This is a genomic window from Alteromonas sp. CI.11.F.A3 (genome assembly GCF_032925565.1).
Lineage (GTDB): Bacteria > Pseudomonadota > Gammaproteobacteria > Enterobacterales > Alteromonadaceae > Alteromonas.
This window is the reverse complement of record NZ_CP136708.1, coordinates 4,581,853-4,604,873: the sequence shown is the minus strand read 5'-3', so window position 1 is coordinate 4,604,873 and position 23,021 is coordinate 4,581,853. Positions and strand designations below refer to the sequence as shown.

17 protein-coding genes are annotated in these 23,021 nt (G+C 42.7%); 7 read left to right on the top strand and 10 right to left on the bottom strand.

Annotation, left to right across the window (positions count from 1 at the left end; translation table 11 throughout):
* Positions 1-9 precede the first annotated feature (9 nt).
* Positions 10-225, bottom strand: a complete 216-nt coding sequence (locus tag R1T43_RS19820; RefSeq protein WP_062085563.1) for a DUF2892 domain-containing protein — start codon at positions 223-225, stop codon at positions 10-12.
* A gap of 262 nt (positions 226-487) precedes the next feature.
* Here R1T43_RS19820 and R1T43_RS19815 point away from each other — a divergent pair, with 262 nt between their 5' ends.
* Positions 488-1,669 carry an NAD(P)/FAD-dependent oxidoreductase gene (locus R1T43_RS19815; protein WP_317351335.1) on the top strand — a complete coding sequence of 394 codons (1,182 nt, stop codon included), beginning with the start codon at positions 488-490 and terminating at the stop codon, positions 1,667-1,669.
* 407 nt (positions 1,670-2,076) lie between these two features.
* Positions 2,077-5,991: a hypothetical protein gene (locus R1T43_RS19810; protein WP_317351332.1), complete on the top strand. Its 3,915-nt coding sequence runs from the start codon at positions 2,077-2,079 to the stop codon at positions 5,989-5,991.
* A gap of 339 nt (positions 5,992-6,330) precedes the next feature.
* On the opposite strand, the gene R1T43_RS19805 is transcribed toward R1T43_RS19810, so the two are convergent.
* The 8 genes from R1T43_RS19805 to R1T43_RS19770 all read right to left on the bottom strand — a co-directional run bounded on the left by R1T43_RS19805 (position 6,331) and on the right by R1T43_RS19770 (position 15,491).
* Complete coding sequence (locus tag R1T43_RS19805) at positions 6,331-7,164, bottom strand: mechanosensitive ion channel family protein (protein ID WP_057794772.1); 834 nt, start codon at positions 7,162-7,164, stop codon at positions 6,331-6,333.
* Positions 7,165-7,348: 184 nt separating this feature from the next.
* Positions 7,349-7,948, bottom strand: a complete 600-nt coding sequence (locus tag R1T43_RS19800; protein WP_317351327.1) for an outer membrane beta-barrel protein — start codon at positions 7,946-7,948, stop codon at positions 7,349-7,351.
* Between the two features lie 203 nt (positions 7,949-8,151).
* Positions 8,152-10,302 (bottom strand): TonB-dependent receptor, encoded by a 2,151-nt coding sequence (locus tag R1T43_RS19795; RefSeq protein ID WP_317351325.1) that lies wholly within the window; start codon positions 10,300-10,302, stop codon positions 8,152-8,154.
* A gap of 129 nt (positions 10,303-10,431) precedes the next feature.
* Positions 10,432-10,839: a group 1 truncated hemoglobin gene (locus R1T43_RS19790; RefSeq protein WP_317351323.1), complete on the bottom strand. Its 408-nt coding sequence runs from the start codon at positions 10,837-10,839 to the stop codon at positions 10,432-10,434.
* A gap of 70 nt (positions 10,840-10,909) precedes the next feature.
* Positions 10,910-11,863 carry a DUF3034 family protein gene (locus R1T43_RS19785; RefSeq protein WP_317351320.1) on the bottom strand — a complete coding sequence of 318 codons (954 nt, stop codon included), beginning with the start codon at positions 11,861-11,863 and terminating at the stop codon, positions 10,910-10,912.
* A gap of 73 nt (positions 11,864-11,936) precedes the next feature.
* Positions 11,937-13,874: a tetratricopeptide repeat-containing diguanylate cyclase gene (locus R1T43_RS19780; protein ID WP_317351318.1), complete on the bottom strand. Its 1,938-nt coding sequence runs from the start codon at positions 13,872-13,874 to the stop codon at positions 11,937-11,939.
* Positions 13,875-14,013: 139 nt separating this feature from the next.
* A complete protein-coding gene (locus R1T43_RS19775) occupies positions 14,014-14,607 on the bottom strand; it encodes a class I SAM-dependent methyltransferase (RefSeq protein WP_317351315.1) in 594 nt (197 codons plus the stop codon).
* Entirely contained in the window at positions 14,604-15,491 is an 888-nt protein-coding gene (locus R1T43_RS19770; RefSeq protein WP_317351312.1) for an ArgP/LysG family DNA-binding transcriptional regulator, read from the bottom strand. Before R1T43_RS19770 ends, R1T43_RS19775 begins: the two co-directional genes overlap by 4 nt.
* Before the next feature lie 149 nt (positions 15,492-15,640).
* On the opposite strand from R1T43_RS19770, the gene R1T43_RS19765 reads away from it, so the two are divergent.
* A complete protein-coding gene (locus R1T43_RS19765) occupies positions 15,641-16,243 on the top strand; it encodes a LysE/ArgO family amino acid transporter (protein WP_211069154.1) in 603 nt (200 codons plus the stop codon).
* A 55-nt stretch (positions 16,244-16,298) separates the two neighbouring features.
* The gene (locus R1T43_RS19760) at positions 16,299-16,616 is read left to right on the top strand and encodes a multidrug efflux SMR transporter (RefSeq protein ID WP_317351310.1); all 318 of its coding nucleotides are present in this window, start codon (positions 16,299-16,301) and stop codon (positions 16,614-16,616) included.
* Positions 16,617-16,704: 88 nt separating this feature from the next.
* Here R1T43_RS19760 and R1T43_RS19755 read toward each other — a convergent pair whose 3' ends face one another.
* Entirely contained in the window at positions 16,705-17,421 is a 717-nt protein-coding gene (locus R1T43_RS19755; protein WP_317351307.1) for a DUF1499 domain-containing protein, read from the bottom strand.
* Positions 17,422-17,637: 216 nt separating this feature from the next.
* On the opposite strand from R1T43_RS19755, the gene R1T43_RS19750 reads away from it, so the two are divergent.
* From R1T43_RS19750 to R1T43_RS19740, 3 genes are all read left to right on the top strand, one after another.
* Entirely contained in the window at positions 17,638-18,321 is a 684-nt protein-coding gene (locus R1T43_RS19750) for a DNA-J related domain-containing protein (protein ID WP_317351305.1), read from the top strand.
* A 430-nt stretch (positions 18,322-18,751) separates the two neighbouring features.
* Positions 18,752-19,894, top strand: a complete 1,143-nt coding sequence (locus R1T43_RS19745) for an efflux RND transporter periplasmic adaptor subunit (RefSeq protein WP_317351303.1) — start codon at positions 18,752-18,754, stop codon at positions 19,892-19,894.
* Between the two features lie 17 nt (positions 19,895-19,911).
* Positions 19,912-23,010, top strand: a complete 3,099-nt coding sequence (locus R1T43_RS19740; RefSeq protein ID WP_317351302.1) for an efflux RND transporter permease subunit — start codon at positions 19,912-19,914, stop codon at positions 23,008-23,010.
* Positions 23,011-23,021 lie beyond the last annotated feature (11 nt).

The following is a 23,021-nucleotide window of genomic DNA, read 5'->3' as shown; positions in this document are numbered from 1 at the left end:
ACCTAAACTTTAGCTTTCTTTCGTACTTACTCCGGCTATTTGGTAAACCGGGCACCAACCAGAAAACAAAGAAATTAGGTTAAGCCCCCCAAAAATGCCTAGTAATATTTCAATGAATACATCATCGATAATATCGCCGTTAAGAAAAGCAAATGCGGTTACACAGATACCTATAGCGCCGCGAAGAGACCGATCTAATAAACTTAAATTTGCTTGAATAGCCATAATGCTGCCATATCGAGAGCTTTTTAAAAGGATAGCGACATAGTGTTGGAAGCGACAGTAGACTTTAAGATACTTTTAACCACCTTAATTTACACAATCCTTCAGGCAAACGTTGAGAGGACTACCTAATGACGTATAATTCAGCGCGTTTTGCCCTAATGCCTGATTATTTAACTGGCAAGGCAATAAGTTCGCTAGGTCAAGTTAGGTATAGCAGTTAAAGGTGCAGCCATTAAAAGTGCAGCAATTAGAGGTGAGTAGTGTGAAACAGCGTGATGTAATTGTGATTGGTGCTGGTGCAGCTGGGTTGTTTTGTGCAGCGCAAGCTGGCGCCCGTGGACGCAGTGTAGAGGTGCTCGATCATGCCAAAAAAGTGGGGCGCAAGATACTCATGTCAGGAGGCGGGCGCTGCAACTTCACCAATATGTACGCTGGGCCTGAAAACTTCTTATCGCAAAACCCGCACTTTTGTAAGTCGGCCCTAAGCCGGTACACCCAATGGGATTTTATTGGATTGGTTGCCGAGCACGGCATTGCATACCACGAGAAAACCCTAGGTCAGTTATTTTGCGACGACAGCGCGAAAGACATTGTAGAACTTCTGCTAAAAGAGTGTGAGAAAGCCGGTGTAACCATTACACCTCGCTGTGAAATACTAAGCGTTGAGAAAACCGAAACAGGTTACACGCTCAATACCTCTATGGGTGAATACCAGTGTGAGTCACTCGTTATTGCCACCGGCGGCTTGAGCATGCCGAAGCTAGGCGCCACACCGTTTGGCTACAAAGTGGCAGAGCAGTTCGGCTTGAACGTGCTGCCCACCCGCGCCGCGCTGGTGCCTTTTACTCTGCAAGATAAAGACAAAGACGTATTAGCAGAGCTAAGTGGCATTGCCATAGACGTAAATGCAGAATGTAACGACAGCTCATTCCGTGAAGCCATGCTATTTACCCACCGCGGCCTAAGTGGGCCAGCCATGCTGCAAATATCAAGCTACTGGGAAGCTGGCGATGCGTTAAGTATCAATACGCTACCTACCGACGATGCGCAGGCGTTTATCAACACCGCTCGCACCGACACCCCAGATGCCTTACTAGCAACGTGCTTAAACAAAGTATTTCCTAAACGCATGGTACAAAGCTTTATTGAATACCATCAATGGCGCAACGTGCCGGTGAAGCAACTAAGCCACAGTGAATGCGAGGCTATTGCCAATACGCTAGAAAACTGGCAAATAAAACCCAATGGCACCGAGGGTTACAGAACCGCCGAAGTTACCATAGGTGGCGTAAACACCGACGAGTTATCGTCTAAAACCATGATGGCTAAGAATGTAGAAGGTTTGTATTTTATAGGCGAAGTGGTAGACGTAACCGGCTGGCTGGGCGGCTTTAATTTCCAGTGGGCTTGGAGCAGCGGCTGGGCGGCCGGGCAGGTAGTGTAGTTTACGTTCGCATAATAAAGCTGGTGCATTAATATATACTGGTTGAACAATAGTATTGTGGAACCAGTAACTTACCTGGCATCAGGGAAAGTGTTGTTGATATTCGCGAACAATTGCCACATATTTCACATGATTCTTCTATTGAAATAACATGCTAGCTAAAAATTCCCATCCGCAATTCCTAACTCAAAACGCGGGCCAGCTCAGTCATTTAGTGGAGCAAAAATTAATTTCAGTGTCTGAGAATCAACTTCTTGAACGAGAAAATTTTATCAATTGATAGAAAATTTGGTTTCTCCTCAGCTTTTACTAGAAATAACCCCGAATAGAAATAGTAATCTCAAATTACAACGTGATATGTTGTTAATTATGTTAAGCCTAGCAGAATTGAGTTAAAGGACTAATTTATGAATAAGTTTGTGATATTTGTTCACGGCTTAGGAGGTAAGGTTGATAAAACTTGGGGCAATTTCCCTCAATATCTTATTGATGACATCACTATTTCGCATAAAGTAATTGAGTATGGATATACATCTCCACATCTAGTAAAGCAATTCTTCAAATCAGGACCTACAATCCTAAACATTGCCAACGGTTTATTGAGCGACATCAAGGCCCAATGTAATCTTGAGAATGATGAAATTGTATTGGTCGGTCATAGCATGGGAGGGGTTGTTATAAAGCGCCTTTTAGTGCGACTAAGTAAACTCGGGCTCAAGCATAACATCAAAAAAATATGCTTTTTTGATGTTCCTCATGGAGGTTCAGGTTTAGCAAATATAGGGAAATACATCGCTTTAAGAAATCGACATTTAAGGTCTTTAGTTAATAACTCTAGTGACTTGGATGCTTTAGACGAAGACTGGGTCGACCAGAAATTAAGTGAACAACTGAACATTCTTAGCATTATTGATGCAAACGAAACAGTTGTATCTTCCGTAAGTTCAAAAAGCATGTTCAGATACCACCAAATCGAAACGATAAATGATGTAAATCACTCTACCATAGTAAAACCGTCATCGGAAAACGAAACAGTTGTCCTTTTGCTGAAGTCATTTATTAAAAACTCTGTCACTGTTGGTAAGCTGAATTTAGATTTGGCCAAGCCTATAAGAGATTGGCTCAAATATCATGAACGCAAGCACGAACTAGCTTATGAAGAGGATGAAGCAAGAAGGGAAGCATTTTTAGCATTATCAGCAGCTATGAATTCTGAGAGCTGTTTTGTAAGGTTAACTGGTCTATCAGGGTTAGGAAAGTCTAGATTATTACTAGAGTATAAAAATAGGAGTAATTTAGAGGACGATACTTTTGTTATTTTCAATGGTGCCGAAAATAATCATGCAGTTGAGGACGCGTTAAAATCAGTATCTGAGAGTGGAGCTGAAGGAATTGTAATAATAGATAACTGCTCTGTAGAGCTACATAATTATGCAACGAATGCATTTGGAATCAATAAATCCCCACTAAAACTTGTTACTACTTATTTTTATCATGAAGAGACCAAAAAACTAAAGAACAGTATTCGCATTAAATTAGAAAAATTAGGGGCAGATAGCGTCACTAATATTATCGACTCTCGCCTACCCGAGCTGACTCCATCCTTAAAAAAACAACTAGAAAAGTTTATTGAAGGATTTCCTCTCTTGGCACAAATGACGATTAAGGAACTTCAACAAGAAGGACAGGTAACTACCGCTTTCGATGAATCTGATCTTGTAGAAAAGTTGATTAACGGTGATGGAACTATTTCAGCGAAAAATAGAGAACTGCTCAAAGTTTTTTCATTATTTGATTATTTCAGATTTCAAAAAGCGCCAAGTGAAGACGTTAATGAAGACGCTGAGTTCTTGAAACGTATTGCAGGTGTAGATCAAATCACCTTTGAAAATACGATAACGACTTTTAATCAAAAAGAGTTAATTAATTGTACTGGAAGTTTAGCTCGTGTTGTGCCGAAGCCGTTAGCTCTTAATTTAGCGATGGAATGGTGGAGGTCTAGCGCTCTTGATAGACAACGTGAAATTGTTTTAAATCTGCCTGATATGCTCACTGATAGTTTTTGTGACCAAATTAGATACTTAGACTCATCGGTCAATGTTCAATCGTTTGTAGAAGACTTTTGTTCTGCAAACCGCCCTTTTGGCCAAGCGGAACTGTTGCTATCTAAGCAGGGTTCAAGACTTTTCCGCGCATTAGTTGAAGTGAACCCTGCAGTCACCAATATGCAATTGTATAGAGTGTTCACGCATTTGACCGACAGCGAAATAGCAGCTATTGATGGGGATGTAAGGCGAAATCTTGTGTGGGCCCTAGAGATGCTTGTTTTTCATCAATCTTGCTTTGATAAGGCCGCTTGGTGCTTATTTAAATTAGCACAGTATGAAAATGAAAATTTTAGTAATAACGCACAGGGGCAGTTTTCACAATTGTTTCGCTGGCAATTATCGGGTACCGAGGCTGACTTTAATCAGCGACTTACTGTTTTGAATAGAGCTTTGGCTTTAAATATAGAAAATGCAGATACTGTAATTATAGAGGCCGTAAAGTCTGCTATTGATAATAGGGGAGGTTCTAGAACGATAGGCGCTGAATTTCAAGGTACTAGAGCTGCGCTTGAAGAATGGATGCCAAAAAGGTATGAAGAAATTTATGACTACTGGCAGAATTTACTAATCATACTGGTTGTAATTGTCAGACGTGAGCGCTTAGTTGAACAAGTAAAAGATGCATTTGGTCAGTCGATAAGGGGCTTAATCAGATTTAGCATGCCAGAACGATTGGATAGCTTTGTAAAAGAAGTAGTAGCTCTTACGGGAAAATACTGGCCTTCCGCCGCACAGTCTATAACTCATGCCTTACATTACGATATAGAAGGAATGAAGCCAGAGCAAAAAGCGCTATTGGAGTCTTGGGGCGAATTGCTTGCCCCAGATAAAAATAGCGTTGAAGAAAAATTGAAATTGATCGTACTCGATCCTTCAAAAGAATACATAAAGGATGACAGTGGCGAATATAGAGATCTGGCTGCTGAGGATGCGATACAGTTAGCGAAGGAATTTAAAAGTAATTTTACTGGATTATATCAGTATTTTAATTTGCTTATGACTTTTTCAGAGCAAAAACAAAGTTGGATATTTGGAAAACAATTAATAGCTGAAATAGATAGTGTTGATGAGTTTTTTGATGAGGTTTTAGAGTATTTGAGAAGCCATAACGGGGTAATTACTCGGTTTTTTTCTGGATTGCTATCTGGCCTCTATAGTAAGGATTTAAAAAAGTGGAAGGTTTTAATTGAGGCAATTGGAACAGAAGAGAAGCTTATAGAATATTACCCTGATGCAATAGTCACAGGAAAATTAGAAGTTTCTAATTTGGATGTTTTTATTGCGTTAATTAAGGCAGGTAGTCTTCCCAGCCATACTGCACTAATACTTATATATGGCAAAGCTACTGAACATCTTTCAGAGAAAGATGTTGCTAACTTTTGTAGTTCATTAAGTAAAGTTGATGCAATAGGCACTTGGGTTGCTCTTGAAATAGTAAATATATACGCCCATGGGCGCAATGACATCGACTTTACAAAGATAGCGCCGACAACAGTTCACCTTGTTTTGCATGTTTCATTCAATAAGAATGACAGAGTCCGTCAGGTGGGGAGTTACCATTGGCTTAAATCTGTTAATCAACTATTGAAATCTCAAAATGCTGAGTTTTCACTAAAGCTCTGCGTCCATATCATTAATCAAGTGAACAGCAGCGATGTTAGCTACTCAGAAGTATGGGACTATTTGAGAGAAGCTTTCTACAAAGCTTTTGAAGTTAATGGCAGTTATATCTGGCCTAAGATAAAAGATAGATTCACAGATCGGTATTCTTCCAATAGGTACAAGTTATTAGAATTATTAGGGAGCGGTAATTCTCATAGAGGAAGAGATACTTGTATTTTTGATATCCTTGAAGCAAATGCAGTTGTAGATTGGTGTAATGATGAACTCGCACTTCTAATTGTGGCGAGATCAATCTCCATGTTTATAAATCGTGGAGAGGAACGGGTCGTAAATCCTTTAATACTCATGTTGATAGCTGAATTTTACGATAGCAAGAGCTTCCTTAATGAAATATCTGCAAACTTTTCAAGTAGATCTTGGGTCGGCTCTTTAATCCCACATTTGCAATCGGATAAAGATGTGATAACACCTCTAAAGCAAAGTGAAAACGCTAACATAAGAAATTGGGCCTCTTATTTTATTGACAACATTAACCAGCAGATAGACCGTGAAGCCAAAAGAGAATTAGAAGATAAGATAAGAATGTTTTGATAACTTATGCTAAAGATACTTTGGTGAAGTACCCAGTAGTCACCCTTTCCTATATAAAAGCGAAATGCTTTTATATGTGGCGGTAATATTTGGTACCTCAAAAGGCTAGTCTGTGCCAAAGAACTCGATATTCTATGGTGGAGAAATAAGTAATGAAGTGTTTCTATTTTCTAATTTAAAAGCTGCACTTATCAAGCTAAACCCACATAGGGTTTATTGGAAATTTAACGAGTTGCTATAGAAATACAAAAAAGCGACTGTTCAGTTATATTGAACAGTCGCTTTTAGCTATTTTTTACATAGCTACTTTTGTGCTTATCTGCCTCACATCAAAGCTAGTTACTGATTAGTTTCGTTAACCAAAATAACTTTACGATGTGGGAATGGAATTTCAATGTTCGCTTCATCAAGCCCTTTCTTAATTTGCTCAGGCACTGAGTAACGAATGTCGAAGTAGTGCTGGCCTTCACAGAACGGGCGTACAATGAAGTCTACCGAACTGTTGTTTAAGGTTTCAACTTCAACAAACGGTGCTGGCTCTTTAAGTACATGCGGGTGTTCAGCAAGTACTTTGTCGATAACGGCGCGTGCAGCATCAATACTTTCACCATAAGCAACACCAAAGGTCATATCTACACCGCGAATTTCGTGGTGTGAATGGTTGGTAATTTGCTCGCCCCAAATTTGGCTATTTGGAATGATAATGTGTTGATTATCGAAGGTTTGCAAGATAGTTGTGAACATATCTATTTCGGTAACTTTACCAAACTTGCCTGCTGCTTCTACAAAGTCATCTACTTTGTATGGACGGAAGATAAGTAGCATAACGCCAGCGGCTAAGTTAGATAGTGTACCTTGTAGCGCTAGGCCTACGGCAAGCCCCGCTGCGCCAAGCAATGCAATGATAGAAGCGGTTTGTACACCAAAGCGGTTAAGTACGGCTATGCCCACAAACGCTAAGATGGTGTAGCGAATGACGCTACCAAAAAACTTAAATAGGGTGTCGTCTAATTGGGGATATCGACCGGCTAGTGCAACCATGCCTTTGTAGGCTTTACCTGCTACCCACATGCCTATAATTAATATAAGTAACGCAAGTAGTATATTGGTGGCCCACGCTAGTGCGCCAGGGAGATACTGATCAACATCAAGTGATGCAATAAATTCTTCCATGTTAAAATTCCTCATAACGATTGATTTTTCTTTAAAGATTCGTAAGGGTGCTTCAAGCCGCTATGTTATAGGTCATAATCGACATTAAAGGTATTCATCAATAGTATGAAGTTATGAAAGAAAAGCAGCGAAAAAAAGCCTTTTTTCGCTGCTTTAGTTATAATATTCAGAGTGTTATATGTATTTAAAAGGTGTAGCGAACAAAGGCGGCAAATACCTCAGAATCGGAGAATTTGGTATATTCACCACCAACTGCTATTGAATCCCAAAAGTATTGCGTGCCTAATTTATAGGCTTTTTGATCAGAACCTTCATCCCACTTCTGCCATTCTAATCCGCCATAGACTTCCAGATTGTTTGTAATCATATGTCGAATATTGGCTTCACCGGTAAAGTACTCGGTTCCTGCTGAAACGGCATTGTCACTGTCGTTTATTTTAATATCAATTTCACCATAGCCAATTTTACCGTCGAGTACTGTGCGGTTCGAAAAACGGTGAATGTAGCCAAGTGCAACTTTCCAGCGATCCACATCCATGTTTACCCCTTGGGTTTTGTCATCAGCCATAAAATAGGTGGCTTCACCAAAGAAGTTCATGCCAAATTCTTTACTTGCCTTAAATTCAAAGCCCTTCGGGGTAAACATATCTATATCGGCAAATTCTGTTTGCACTAATGAAACCTGCGCAAAGTCGTAAGAGGGGGCATTATTAATAGGTTTGTCAGCCGCAAATACAGCACTGGCTGCTAAAAAACAGGTTGGAGCTATAAGTAGTTTATACATTGAATATCCTTATTAGGTTGGGAGAACTAATAAGAAGAATAGGGGATATGAGATGAACGAAAAATGAACGCTAAGTTAATCAATGTTCAGGTTAAAAGAAGACATTTCTACTTATAATGAATAGCGATAAACTTGTTTTTAAGCGGCGCAAAGTACTTTATGAATTATGCATTAAAACAAGTACTTTGCGCGGCATTCTCAAACTAATACTTAATCCCAAAGGTAAGTCTAACGGTTCTTGGTTCTACAGGGTGGTAGTGTAAGTCTTCTACCCCTTCTTCTGGCTCACCAGGTAAACGAGAGGCGTAGTAATAATCGATGTCGTGTGCATCGTTATCAAGCAGGTTCAATATCTCTAAACCCACTTGCCAATCGCTATGTTGATAAGCAACTTGGGTGTTAAGCAAAAATGTTGAGGGCGGTTCAATAACATCAAAGCTGTCTACTGTGCGTGAACTTAAGTACCTTGCACGCAGGGTATAACTGAAGCCTTGTTGATTACTTCGCTGGTACCATGTGGCACCCGCACTTACTACTACAGGTACTGTGCCGTCTATGTGATCACCTTCACCATCAACGTTATCGCTAAATCGTGCCTTGGTGTATGCCGCTTCTACATCGGCAGTAAGGTGATGACTTAACCAGTAATAAGCGCTTAGCTCCACCCCGTAACGTGTAGAGGGGCGGCTAGCTTCAGTAAACCCTGCATCACCTACGTATACTAACTCACTGTCTAATTCTAGCTGCCAAAGGGCGGCTGAAATATTGTAGGTCTTGTCGTCAGTCCAGTTAATGCCGGTTTCGTAACCTAGTGAGCGAACCAACAACGGTGCGGGTTCTACGGCTTCACCTGTGACCGGGTCTTGGGTAATGGTAGTCCCTCGGGCATCGTTGGAATGATAACCCTGGCCTATGTTAGCGAAGGTGGTAACCGTGTCGGCGACGCGATATTTCAAGCCCGCTTTTAGGCTAAACATACCATCGCTCTCGCTACCGCTGTTTTCACTTTGGCCGTCTACCTCTACGTCAAAGTAGTCGTAACGCCCACCTAGCGATAAAGAAAGCGCATCTGAGAGCATTATTGTAGATTGGGCGAAGGCAGCGTATGAACTACTTTCTATCGCATCTTCACGAATGGTACTTTCATTAACAGTACTTTCATCAACAGTATCTTCGCCATTAGTACCTAGACGCTGCAAGTCTTGCGTGCGATACAACCCCACATTGTCTATGTCGTCATATCGCCATTGCCCCCCCAAGGTAATACTGCTTCCGTCGCCAACGGTGAATGGAGTAGAAAGAGGAAGTGTTGTTGATAGTTCACCCCCATAGATTTTTCTATCATCAGCTTGTTCGAATTGATCTCCGGTGTCTGGTTTATCTAAGAAATAGGTGAAGTTAGAAAAAAGGGTAAGGTCGGTATCGATAGCATATAGCGATGCATTTATCGTGTCGCTATTGTATTGCGCTGACAAACTGTATCGCGATGACTCACCGCCTACCTGAGTATCAATCGAGCCTAAACGGTCTATTAGGCCGCTTTCAATCGCTCTCGCAGGAACTTGGTCGGCACTATTCCAATTGTTTTCATAAGCCATGCCGCTAATGGCCAATTCACCATCAAATAAAGGCACTATATAACGTAAATTAGCGTTCTTTTTCTTTACGTCTTCGTTGATGTCTGTCCATGGGCCGTCATACGTTTGGTATTCCAAAGCGGCAATAGCCGTCCCTTTACCAATACTGGCTGAATTTAAGGTTACGGCACGGCGATAGTTATCTTCACCCAAGGTTACAAGTAGTTGGTTACTTTCAAGGTTATCTTTAGAACTAAAATACGCGCCACCGGCGCTAGAGAAATCGCCAATGTTGGCGTAGTAGGTGCCTTTAAAATAGCTTAAGTTGTCTACCATTTCAGGAATAACAAAATTAAGATCTGAATAACCTTGTCCGTGGCCATGGCTTCGCATATTTACTGGCATGCCATCTACACTGACGGCGAAGTCGGTACCGTGATCTAAATTAAACCCGCGTAAAAAGTATTGGTTCGCTTTACCTGAACCGCTGTGCTGGGTCACCATCATGCCCGGAATAAACTCTAGCATTTCACCCGTGCGAAGCATGGGGCGCTCGACTAAGGTATCGCCAGACACCCAACCTTGAGAGGCTGAAACAAATTGTCCACTCTGTGTTTGCGTGCTGCCTTGAATGCGGATGCGTTCTACATCTTGTTCTGGTACCGCGTCGGGATCGTCTAGTGCGTAACTAACGGGTATGAAAAGTGTTGATGACAGTGCAAGCGCAATGGAGACAGAAGAGAAACGTAAAGGCAATTGAGCAAAACGTAAATACATGAAAAGTTGTCTTTTTTAATGGCGATATTAACCTTACGCGTAAGATAACGTATTGGACGCAGCTTTTTTATTCGCAAGGGTTAACATTTATATTTTACAAGGCAACTGTCTTCGGCGCCTTCTCAACAATTACAGGTAAATTGTTTCGTATTTAATCGGGGCTAATTTTTGCAATATTTGATTTTCTTGCTGATAGGTTAGGCCTACATCTCGCATAGCGCCCTGTACATATTCTACTAAAATATAAAATTCTCGTTCTTTGATGTTCAAATCTTTGTGGGTCTCTAACATGGCTTTGCCTTCGTAAACACAAGGGCCGCCAATAAGCTCGCAAGTTTGTGATACCAGTTGTTTGCGTAAATGACTTTTAGGCACGCCATTAAAATAATGTCCTATAACAGGGTCTTTATATATTCGATTAATAGCAACACCAAACACAGTGTTAAGGGTTTTACTGCCACCTATTTCATCGTACAGACTAGCAGAAGTTTTGCTTGCCGTTTGCGTAGAAGCGCACCCACCGATACCTCCTAACATACTTAAAAGTAACGCGATTACGGCTGTTGTTATTCTTGGTTTCTGTAAATAGCTACTCATCATCACCAACTTAAAAATTAGCAGTGGCAGTTAGATAGAAGCCTGTCGAACTAGGCTGCATAGGCAAGTTGCCCAAATCTACATAAGCTGCGGTGAGGGAAAATGACTTATTGGGAAAGTAAGCAATGAAGGCGTCGGTTACCGTATCCTCTTCAGCTAACCCGCCTAGGCGATTGGTTTGAGTTCTAAACTCAACGCCGACTACGGTTGAAGGGCTAGTTAGCAGCGCTAAGGAGCCTTCCCACTCCAATTTATAGCTATCGTCATTCTCACTAGCAAAACCAAGTAAGCCAAAGGTGTTAGCTTTGGTATAGCGGGCGGTTAAATTGGTCAATAAGTTAAGGCCGTTAATGTGGCCTAAATAAAGCTTGGTAGCAGAAACAAAAAAATCAGTACCGCTATCATCTTTAGCGCCCAGTATGCGTGCTACGCCTTGATTAGGAAGTGGGCCGGTGCCATCAGGCAATAGAAGGGTGGTATCAAAATCTCGCTGCTTTTTATATTGGGCACCAACAGCCACCTGGGGCATCCAAGAACGTTGAGTAAATACGCCATCACCCAACACTTTCACTTTTGCAGACACAATATCCATGTCGATACGGGTAGATTGTGCGGCGCTAATTGCCCCATCGGTGAGTAAACTGAAAACATTGCTGGTAATGCCAGATGAAATATCCAAGCTTTGGCGCTGCACAGTTAATTCTATGCGGTCGTAAATGCCTAAGCTGGCACCAAAGGAAGTTAAGGTGTAGTCGTTTAAATGCAGGTATTGAACATTGGCGGTACCGTTAATTTCTTCTTTACTGCCATAGCCGCTAATAAAAGCCCAAGGGGTGATACCACCACCAGCGGTACCTTCAAACCCAGTTATGCCGCCCGTTGCAGTTAGGCGAGAGCCTGTGTTTGCACAGCTGAAAAATGAAATTAAACAAAAGCCTAGGCAAAACAATATCGCTTTGATCATAACGTCCCTTTCTTGAAGCTTACCTAAATAATAGGTAAGTTTTGCCAGAAATAAAGCGTTAGACGCGTTTTTCCTAAGCTGCAACCGTGAAGCGATTTTTGCCAGCACGCTTAGATTGGTATAGCGCTGTGTCAGCAGACTCCATCAATGATTTCACGTCTAAGGCAACAAACTTATTTTGATCATGGTAGGCCACGCCTAAACTGGCTGTTACACTAAAATCTGCGCCTTCTTTCGTGATAAATCGGTGACTTCTAATATTCTCGAGGATTCGTTTGGCTATGTCTTCGGCTTGTAATAGCGTGGTGCGGGGAAGGGCAATAATAAACTCGTCTCCCCCAATACGTGCAATAACGTCATTAGTACGTAGGGTATTTGCCGCAGTTTGCGCCACGGATTTAATGACTTCGTCGCCCACGTGATGACCAAGGTTGTCGTTAATGTGTTTGAAGTTATCTATGTCGAAAGAAATGAGCGCCAATCCCACGTGATGAGGGCTTAATTTAACAAGGTTATGCTCAAAATAATCAAAGAAGTAACGCCGATTATGTAAACCAGTAAGGTCGTCTCGAATAGAAAGGGCCAGTAGCTTTTTTGAGTTTTTATATTGGAAAACCACAAAAATAAGTAACAAGGCGAATATAAGTACTACCCCTGCTAACATCATATTTTTCTGCCGTACTTTCAGTGATTGTTCTCTTGCCGTTACCGCTTGCAGTTGAGTTTGTTGTTTTAATAGAGCTATTTCTTTGTCTTTACGCTCGGCCTCCATCGTGGTCTGTACTTGGGTGACATAGTCTGAATTGTTTAACCGCTGCAATTCAAGAAAGTCTTTGTAATACATGTGAATAAATTTAAAAGCTTGCTCAAAGCGATTGTCTTTAAATGCCACTAAACCTGCAATGTAATCAAGCTCTAAATGCCACTGCGTATTGTGCAATGCTTCTATGCCGTTAAAAATAGTGCGTGCTTTCGATAAATCTTGTTTAGCTGCAGGCAAGTTATCAAGGGTTAAATTGCATAGGGCGCGTTTTTTGTAAAGCTCTGCGTTGTAGTCAATGGGCCCCGACAAGCTCAATGCATCATCGATAGCACCAATAGCAAGGTTACACTCCCCTTTTTCTGCCATTGTCATGGCGCGCCCATAATGCAAATAGAAATTTTCGCTGTGATTATCAGTAAAACTAAGTGCTATTTCGTAACGGTTAAAATAGGAAAGTGCATCATCCCAATTCTCGAGTTTCCGGTTCACCATCGCTAAACCCAACAAGGTACTGGCAACATGGGGCTGGTAGCCAATTGATTCGAAGAAGGCAATAGCACCTTCGTAATACTCAATGGCTTTGGTGTAATTACCTAAATAGTTATAGGTGTCGCCTAGGCTTTCTTCTAACAACCCATTAAAAAAGGGGTTGTTTAAAGTAACGAGATTTTTATAAGCTTCTTGCAGTACGAGGGTGGCGCGGTAATAGTCCCCGGAAAGTGCAAACCCGTAGCCTAATTCTCTAATAGCGAGCACATAAATAGTACTGTTAGTATCTTCTTTGGCGACTTCAACTGCATTCTTTAAGGTGTCGATAGCGTCAGAAATATTGCCTGTTTGGTGCATCCGGCTCCCTTGTAAATAAAGCCACAGCGCATGTTGCTTGTTCGTCATTATATTGGCAAACGGTGCAACAGTAACAAGGGTGGCATCCATTTCTTTGTATAGGGTTAAAACTTTTTCAGACTGGGCTTTACGCAGCAGTAACCAAACTCTGCCTGCTTCGCTAAAGTCATTTGCTTGCGCGAGTGTGGTTAATTTTCGGTAGGTCTGCTTAGGGTGTAGAAAAATAGCCTCTTCAAAATCAGGCAATGCATTCTCACTAATTGAGCCTGATGTAGTGTCAGAAACCGGCGTAGTGGTAGTTGCAGTATCAGAGCTTGCAGACACAGAAAAAGAAAGGCTAAACAGCACCCCCAAAGCGGCGAAAAATATTAAGAAACAGGTACGTCTATGTACTACAGCCAAAAAAAGCCCCCCGAATGGCTACAACTTTGCTTAATTAACTGTGCTTGAATAACGTCGCTTGGATTTACGTTGCTTAATTAACCTTCAATCGAGCACTAGGTTAGTATGAAAAGTGTTCGGAGTGAAGCCACATTTCTGCTTATTTTGTAAATATCAATGTTTGCCAACTTACCCCTTGGCGGTGCAATTTGTCACTAGAGGCGATGTTATGCATTAAGGTTAAACCGCAAGATTTCGCGAACTCGATGGTGTCACTTGCGTTCACCGGGTTAGCTACCCGTTCGTCATCAAATTCACCGTGTCGCAAAGTAATGACTAAATGTCCTTCGGCAAAAAGCAATTGGCTACATCGTTGCAAGCTTTGTTGTTGCTGAACGTGGGTTAGGTGCATCCAAACAGCACTAATTAAAATTAGCCCGTAGTGTTGTTTTTTCTGTGATGTCAGTAAGGGCAGGGTATCTTTAATCCACGTTACCGACTCTCCCGTAAAGGCCATGCCCGATTGCATTAACGCGCTTGCAGGCTCAATAGCGGTAACGTGATTTCCCATATCAGCCAGGGCTTTCGCGTCTCTGCCTGCCCCCGCACCTATGTCTAATATAGTGGTATGGGTTAGCGATGGTATATGTGACAACCAATCGCCATGTACATCCTCAAATGCAACGCTAGTGTATTGTGAAGCAAGCTTTGAAGCATGCTGGTGGTAATACGCGATGTGTTTATTGTACTTCATGGTTTTAGCTGTTCTTTTGATATGTGTTTAACCATTTGGCTAAAATCGCCAAGGGCGCTTGATGCCTGTTCTGTCCAATGCCAAAACAAAGGCACACCTAATTGTTTGCTAGGAAATAGCGAGATGAGCTGGCCCGATGTAACTTCTTGTTTAACTTGTAAGGTTGGCAATAACGCCCACGCTACGCCTTCTACGGCCATTTTTGCAAATCCATGAGACGACGGATACCAATGACATGTGGTGAGTGACGGTGCGAAGTCTAAACACTCTCGCTGATAATCGGTGAGTAGGGTGGCATCAAATTCGTCATAAAGTAAGCCCGGTGTGCCCATTACCCGTTCAGGGCTTACGTCATTTTTAAGGTAACGTTCTATAAAGCTAGGTGATGCATAGAGTTGATAATTCATGGTACCCAGCCTAGCTGATTGCCCGCCGGTAATGGGAGTGCCAGTTTGGCTAATGCAGGCCATGACTTTACCTTGCTGCAATAGGGTGCGGGTTTGGGTTTGATCAGCATTATAAATATGTACGGGGTTAGAACGTATCTCGCTGAACCTTGCCATCACTTCAGTAAACCACGTAGCCAATACATCGTTGTTGACTGCCACACTCAGTGGTGACGCACTGTCCGCGGCACCGCTGCGTGTGGTTAACTGCTCTTCTAATACACTCACTTTTTGCACGTGGGACAAGAGTTGTTCGCCAAGTGGCGTGGCTTTTAACGGTTTAATTCGTACTAAAACCGGCCCGCCCACTTGTTGTTCTAGTCGCTTTATCTTTTGTGAAACTGCCGACTGAGTCAGGTTGAGCGCTTGTGCACCGCGCTCAAAACTGCCGTAGCGTAGTACTTCGCGAAAACTATGTAGGGCGGCGTAATCAAGCATGATAAAGGCTCGTTCTCTTTATAACTAAGCACTTACAGTGGTATTAATTAATTTAATAACAAAGAAAAATTATTAATTTAATTTAGTATAAAAGAGTGGCTAAAATCAACGCCTCTTATTCATTCATTTCAATTTTTGAGGTCTAGTTCATGTTTGCGGCAGCGTTGAGTGGTTTTGTGATGGGCGGTACCCTAATAATTGCCGTTGGTGCACAAAATAGTTTTTTAATCGAACAGTCTTTGAAGCGTCAATGGACAGGGTTGTTCGTACTGCTGTTTATCGTGAGCGATGCCATTTCTATTAGCTTAGGAGCAATGGGGTTCGGGTTGCTGTTACAAGAATATCCTTTGTTGGTATCAGTAACTAAGTGGGCCGGCGTTGTGTTTCTTTTGTGGTTTGCGTTTAACAAGCTTAAAGCCTCTATGGCTGATGATGCGCTTGTGCTTGAAATGTCGAAGAAGCAAACGTCATTTAAGCGAGCGTTCCTTATTGCCATGGCGGTGACATGGTTGAATCCTCATTTTTACTTAGATACGCTGTTGTTGATGGGAAATTTGGCCAGCCAGTGGCAACTGGATAAATGGTGGTTTGTCTTCGGTGCAATTTGGGCATCTATTGTATGGTTTGTTGGGCTAAGTACCCTAACCGCTAAATTCGCGCACCATATGCAGCGCCCGTCATTTTGGCGTTGGTTCAACCGCTTGAACGCAGCAGTATTAGGGGCGGTAAGCATTCAATTGGCTAGCTTGTAGTGCAAAGCCAGTAGTGAAAGCGATTGGTGAAAAGCTGAGGGTAAAAGGAGAAGAAATGAGCTGGGTTTATTTGATTGTGGCGGGCTTATTGGAAATAGGTTGGCCTGTAGGATTGAAGCTGTCTCAAGAAGCTGAAACCCGCGTGATGGGGATAATGTTAGCGATAGGGTTTATGGCGGCCAGTGGTTTTTGTCTATGGATGGCGCAAAAAAATATTCCCATAGGTACTGCATATGCTGTGTGGACAGGCATAGGCGCAGCAGGAACGTTTTTAGTTGGGGTCGTGTTTTATGGCGATCCTACTTCTATCGCGCGCTACTTTGGCGCAGCTCTTATCGTGGCAGGCGTGGTGGTATTGAAATTAGCCCACTAATACCACTATCAGAATGTCGGGTATAAAAAAGCTCAGGTAGTACCTGAGCTTTTTTGTGTATAGCCTAAGGGTAACGATTAGTTAGCGCCTAGCTAGGGTTTAGTTGGGCGCGAAGTGCAGTTAAAAAGGTATCGATGCGCTCGGCGTTTTTACCTAAATCGCTTCTACCAACCCGAGACTTACTACGAATATCTACCAGGGTATTATCGTCTTTAGCTTTAAGGCGAATAACCACATCATCTTTGAATCCAAACCACTGGGTGGTATCAGTCGCTTCCAAAGTGTAGGGCAGTGCGCCATCGGCAACACGCTCCCAGCCTAGTGCGTCAATAGTACGCTCACTAGCGGCAAAGACTTCATCAATACTTTGCGCCAATAATTGGGTTCTAATTTCAGGGTAAGCATCGATTTGCTGACGCGTTACCTCACCACCTTCGTAAGTAATAGGATTTGGTGCATTTTCACGCAGCGGTGCAATAGCCACAAACGCCGGAGGGTTGGTCACATCGGTAGTAATATCGTGAATAGGCGGTACAGTACTGGCTTTGCCCATCATGCTAACTGGCATGGCAACGGCAATTAACGCTAATACAGCGAAAACAAATGTACTTCCCCAGCTGACGCTTTTACGTTTTATTAGTACTTGTAGAATGATAAGTATAATGGCTGCACCACCCACATATACGCCATAGCGCAGCGAGGTAAATGCGATGCCTAAATCGACGCCTGCGTATTGATATAGCGGGCCTGGTAATACCACCATTAAAAATCCAATAATGCTGGTCAATGCAATGAGTGCTTTCAAGTGAGCTCCTAATTATTATTGTTGCTTTGAATAACATAACTTTAACAGCCATTTGGCTATTTTGGTTCAAATTTTCAACTAAATTTGTAAGAGGAATTTTTGATATATTACAAAAATCATATAAAGCAGTGAAATTACAAAGGTACTAGAAGCCCAAGTGCGTTTTTAGATAAGGGGAAGTAAGCATCCTCTGCTATGCTATAGGCTGATACAAACATGAGGTTTACCATGGGGAATGCTCAAGAGATACCTTCTTTTAACGCGACTAATGCGCAAAAAGTGGAGTTGTTGTTAGACATACTTTCCACCAAAAAAGCAGAGTTTGAAGAAGGGATGACAGAGTACGCGCTAATTTCGCAGCTTAAGTCACCTCCTTATCAGTTGTTTAATGACAATGCGCTGCGCGACTCCCTCGCTTTGTTCAATACGCACTTCATCTTGTTTCATACTCTATATTTACTAAGAAACCTTTGGCGTGATGCCTTGGTGGGCGAGCTAGATATTCATGCTACCCGTATAGTGCTATTGCCCTTAAAAGCGAGTAGTCAAAGCGACGGTGAGCGTAACGCCACCACATTGGGTAAAAGCGATTCACTTGCTGATTACTATCTGAACTGGCAAAACTTAATCAGTACTGGTGAAGCCGATGTAGAAGCCTTATTGAATGGTTTTTGGCAGCAAATGATGGGCGGTGAGCCTATTTATGATTCAAAAGAAAATATTGCGCACTGCCATGCGATACTCAGTATCGATGAGGCAGAAATTATTACGTTAACCACCCTCAAAAGGCAGTATAGGAAGCAGTTAATAACGGCGCACCCAGACAAGGGGGGCAGCCATGAAGCGGCGCAAGGTGTTATTTCAGCGTATCAAACTTTATTGCGATATTACGGGCTCTAACGCTAAAAATTGAATGAAAAGCGAGTTTTACATGCTTAATAGTGCGATATAGTATAAAAACGATGCAACTGACCGACAAGATCAGCATCTTCAACTCCCTTTACTTTTAATCTTAAGTATAAGCGCACACAATGTAAAACTTGTGTCAGGTATATACGCGAGTAAGGATATTCCAGCGTTCATGCTGGCAGGTAAATCACCCTTTCGTCACAGCAGGTTGTTACATTGTTGAATTACTGTAATGTCACGCTGCATTTGGAGCGTACGATCTCATTAGTCCAGTTGATGTGATCGCGCTGAGTAATGCCAAGGTATTTATAGTTCAGCGCATGAATGCTACCTAAGTTGAGACAGGTTCAAAATTTAAGTTTATGGGTTAAACGTTCTCGTTTGCCGGTAACCGTTAGTTTTTAAAATTCGAGAAATTATTATGAAACGCGTTTTTTATATCATCACTACCCTCGCTTTGTTGGTAGGTGCGATTGGGTGTTCGACTGAGTCTGAACAGGCGGGTGCAGGGCAGCAAGGTATGCCGCCACAGTCTGTGTCGGTACTTACGATTGCTCGCCAATCGGTAACCCATGAAATGATTCTTCCTGGAAGGGTCACACCGTCTCGTCAGTCTCAAGTGCGTCCTCAAGTGGATGGGGTAATTACAGATCGCTTATTTGAAGAAGGTGCACAAGTTGAAAAAGGCCAGCAGCTTTATCAAATTGATGATGCACGCTATCGTGCTCAGTTAAACAGTACCATTGCTGATGTTAAAAGTGCCGAAGCGAATTTGAAAACGTTAGAAGCGAAAGCTCGTCGCTACGACGACCTTATTAAACAAAATGCAATTAGTCGCCAAGAATACGACGATGTGATTGCGCAAAAAGAACAAGCACAAGCCGCCATTATTGTTGCTGAAGCAGCGGTGGATTTAGCGCGAGTTAATTTAGGCTATACCAAGGTGTATGCGCCAATTAGCGGTCGTATCAGTCGCTCATTCGTCACTGAAGGTACACTAGCGACGACTAACCAAACTCAGCAATTTGCCACAATCACTCAGTTAAACCCTATCTTTATAGATATGCAGGAGTCGGGTCGCGCCATACTCACCCTTCGCCAGGCCATGCAAGAACAAGGCTCTATGCCTGTTGAGCTAACTCTTGATGAAGCCACAGGTAAAAAATACGAACACACAGGTAGTGTGAAGTTTTCAGAAGTGACCGTAGATGAAAGTACGGGGTCAGTTGCCCTTCGCGCCGAAATGCCAAATCCAGATGGCTTGTTATTACCAGGTTTATTCGTGAAAGGTCATGTGATTACGGGTACAGAACAAGCGTTGTTAGTGCCTCAGCGCGCCACCATGCGTCAACAAGACGGCTCATTATCTGTATATGTAGTGAACAGTAATGACGAAGTAGAAGCTCGCGCACTCAAAACGAGCGACATCTATAAAGACCAATATATTGTCACATCGGGTATTAAAGAAGGCGATAGATTAATTGTTTCTGGTTACCAAAAAGTGAAACCCGGTAGCAAAGTAAACACCAGCGAGTGGCAGTCACCGTCACGCGGCTCACGTTAAGATAGGATCAGTTTACTATGGCTCGCTTTTTTATCGACAGACCTGTTTTTGCTTGGGTACTTGCCATCATTACCATGATGGCAGGTGTACTTGCTATAATTTCCCTGCCTATTGAACAATACCCTAAAGTCGCTCCGCCGACGGTCACTATTACGGCATCTTATCCTGGTGCGTCAGCTGAAACCGTTGAAAATTCAGTAACACAAGTGGTTGAACAGAACCTTTCAGGCATAGATAACCTGCGCTATTTTTCGGCTAGTAGTTCAAATAGTAGTATGTCCATCAGCCTTACGTTTGAGCCAGGCACAGATCCAGACATTGCCCAGGTTCAAACCCAAAATAAGGTGCAATCTGCACTACCTTTGTTACCTACTCAAGTGCAACAACAAGGTGTAACCGTTGCCAAATCTAACTCTGCGTTCTCACTTGCTGTTGGTTTTTATGACGAAACAGGGCAAATGAGTCAATATGATTTAAGTGACTTGTTAGTCTCTCAATTTCAAGATCCAATATCTCGAGTTAATGGTGTCGGTAGCGTACGTGTTTTTGGCGCCCAGCGTTCAATGCGTATTTGGTTAGATCCAGATAAACTCTATAGCTACAACCTAACGCCTGTGGATGTTCAAGGTGCGGTAGAAGTTCAAAATACTGATGTGTCAGCCGGTCAATTAGGTGGGCTACCTGCTATTCAGGGTCAGCAGATTAACGCAACTATTCAAGCACAGTCTCGTCTGCAAACCGTGGACGACTTTGAAAGTATTGTGTTGCGAGTTAATACCGATGGTTCTCAGGTTCGTGTGCGTGATGTGGCGCGGGTTGAGCTTGGTGCACAAAGCTACGATGTCATCGTTCGTTACGATCGTCATCCTGCTTCGGGCATGGCGATAAGTTTAGCGTCAGGTGCGAATGCGCTTGATACGATTAATGCCGTCAAACAACGTGTCGAAGAGCTTCGCAGCAATTTACCAGATAGCGTAAAAGTTGTTTATCCGGTTGATGCATCACCCTTTATCGAACTATCAATTGAATCGGTAGTTCACACGCTAATTGAAGCCGTGGTATTGGTCTTTTTCGTTATGCTTCTGTTTTTGCAGAATTGGCGCGCTACCCTTATCCCTACCATTGCGGTTCCTGTTGTTTTACTCGGTACATTTGCGGTACTGCTTGCGTTTGGTTACAGCATTAACGTGCTAACGATGTTTGCTATGGTATTGGCCATTGGCTTGTTGGTAGATGACGCCATCGTCGTGGTAGAAAATGTCGAACGTATAATGGAAGAGGAAGGCTTGCCACCTGCTGAGGCGACTAAAAAGTCTATGTCTCAAATCACTGGTGCGTTAGTAGGAATTGCGGCAGTTTTGTCGACAGTATTTATTCCTATGGCCTTTTTCAGTGGTTCTGCAGGCGCTATTTATCGTCAGTTTTCAATTACTATCGTATCAGCCATGGGATTCTCAGTCCTAGTGGCTATCATTTTATCACCTTCTTTATGTGCCACATTGTTAAAACAACACGATCCAGAACACGACAAAAACGAAGGTTTCTTTGGATGGTTTAACCGCACCTTTAACAAAGGGCGGGACCGTTATCAGCGCACCACCACACATATGGCAAAGCGCGCAAAACGTTACTTTGCAGTGTACGGCATCTTAGTCGCGGGCATGGCTTATATTTTTGCGCAACTACCAGGCGCGTTTTTGCCAGATGAAGACCAAGGCCGCTTAATGGTGCTAATTAGCACACCGCCTGGGGCTACAGCGGGTCGTACATTGGAATCGGTTAAAAAAGCTGAAGACTTTTTCTTAGACCAAGAGCAAGGTGCAGTAAACGGCTTATTTACGGTCGTTGGTTTTAGTTTTGCTGGTCAAGCACAAAACGCGGGTATGGGTTTTGTTAACTTGAATGACTGGAGCGTACGAGACGAAAGCGACTCAGCATTCGCCTTAGTGGGCCGTGCATTTGGTGCGTTTAGTCAAATTCAAGATGCCTCAGCATTTCCTATTGTACCGCCGCCGATTATGGAATTGGGTAACGCCACAGGTTTTGATATGCAACTTGTAGATCGCGGAAGCAACGGCCACGAAGCCTTAATGAATGCCCGTAATCAGTTGTTAGGTATGGCCGCACAAAACCCTAAACTTGCGGGTGTTCGCCCGAATGGATTAAGCGACGTACCTCAGTTTAAGGTCAATATAGACAGTGAAAAAGCATCTGCATTGGGGTTAAATTTAAGCGAAATAAACAGTGCGCTACAAATCGCATGGGGTTCAAGCTACGTTAATGACTTTATTGATAAAGGCCGTATTAAACGGGTGTACATGCAAGCGGATGCTCAATATCGCATGTCGCCAGACGATTTAGATAAGTGGTTTGTACGCAACGCCGACGGTGACATGGTGGCCTTCAGTACTTTTGCCTCTACCCAATGGGTTTATGGCTCGCCTAAACTGGAGCGTTTTAACGGTATTTCGTCGGTCAACATTCAAGGTAGCCCTGCTGAAGGTATTTCATCCGGTGAAGCCATGGAAGAAATGGAGAAGCTGGTTGCTCAATTACCTGACGGTTATGCCATTGAGTGGTCAGGGTTATCTTTTGAAGAACAACAAGCTGGCTCGCAAGCGCCGATGCTGTATGCTATTTCTATTCTCATTGTATTCTTATGTTTAGCAGCATTGTATGAGAGTTGGTCTGTGCCATTTGCCGTTATGCTAGTAGTGCCTTTAGGTATTCTAGGGTCAGTGACAGCAGCGTTTTTATTCAATCTGCCAAACGATGTTTACCTACAAGTTGCGTTTTTGACTACGGTGGGTCTGGCGGCGAAAAATGCTATTCTTATTGTTGAGTTCGCAAAAGACCAATATGAAGAAGGCATAGACTTAATGACGGCGGTATCAAACGCAGCTTCTCAGCGTTTTCGCCCAATATTAATGACATCTATGGCCTTTATACTCGGTGTAACACCGCTGGCATTGGCTAGCGGTGCAGGTTCAGCAAGCCAAAACGCGATAGGTATTGCGGTAATGGGGGGCATGTTTGCTGCCACCTTCTTAGCGATTTTCTTTGTACCTATGTTCTACGTGATGGTTGAAAAGCTGTTTCATAAACAAGATAAATAAATTAGACGTTG

Excerpts from the sequence above, each read along its gene's own strand:
- R1T43_RS19820 (WP_062085563.1), bottom strand. The coding sequence starts at position 225 with ATGGCTATTCAAGCAAATTTAAGTTTATTAGATCGGTCTCTTCGCGGC.
- R1T43_RS19810 (WP_317351332.1), top strand. The coding sequence starts at position 2,077 with ATGAATAAGTTTGTGATATTTGTTCACGGCTTAGGAGGTAAGGTTGAT.
- R1T43_RS19805 (WP_057794772.1), bottom strand. The coding sequence starts at position 7,164 with ATGGAAGAATTTATTGCATCACTTGATGTTGATCAGTATCTCCCTGGC.
- R1T43_RS19800 (WP_317351327.1), bottom strand. The coding sequence starts at position 7,948 with ATGTATAAACTACTTATAGCTCCAACCTGTTTTTTAGCAGCCAGTGCT.
- R1T43_RS19795 (WP_317351325.1), bottom strand. The coding sequence starts at position 10,302 with ATGTATTTACGTTTTGCTCAATTGCCTTTACGTTTCTCTTCTGTCTCC.
- R1T43_RS19790 (WP_317351323.1), bottom strand. The coding sequence starts at position 10,839 with ATGTTAGGAGGTATCGGTGGGTGCGCTTCTACGCAAACGGCAAGCAAA.
- R1T43_RS19785 (WP_317351320.1), bottom strand. The coding sequence starts at position 11,863 with ATGATCAAAGCGATATTGTTTTGCCTAGGCTTTTGTTTAATTTCATTT.
- R1T43_RS19775 (WP_317351315.1), bottom strand. The coding sequence starts at position 14,607 with ATGAAGTACAATAAACACATCGCGTATTACCACCAGCATGCTTCAAAG.
- R1T43_RS19770 (WP_317351312.1), bottom strand. The coding sequence starts at position 15,491 with ATGCTTGATTACGCCGCCCTACATAGTTTTCGCGAAGTACTACGCTAC.
- R1T43_RS19765 (WP_211069154.1), top strand. The coding sequence starts at position 15,641 with ATGTTTGCGGCAGCGTTGAGTGGTTTTGTGATGGGCGGTACCCTAATA.
- R1T43_RS19760 (WP_317351310.1), top strand. The coding sequence starts at position 16,299 with ATGAGCTGGGTTTATTTGATTGTGGCGGGCTTATTGGAAATAGGTTGG.
- R1T43_RS19750 (WP_317351305.1), top strand. The coding sequence starts at position 17,638 with ATGAGGTTTACCATGGGGAATGCTCAAGAGATACCTTCTTTTAACGCG.
- R1T43_RS19745 (WP_317351303.1), top strand. The coding sequence starts at position 18,752 with ATGAAACGCGTTTTTTATATCATCACTACCCTCGCTTTGTTGGTAGGT.
- R1T43_RS19740 (WP_317351302.1), top strand. The coding sequence starts at position 19,912 with ATGGCTCGCTTTTTTATCGACAGACCTGTTTTTGCTTGGGTACTTGCC.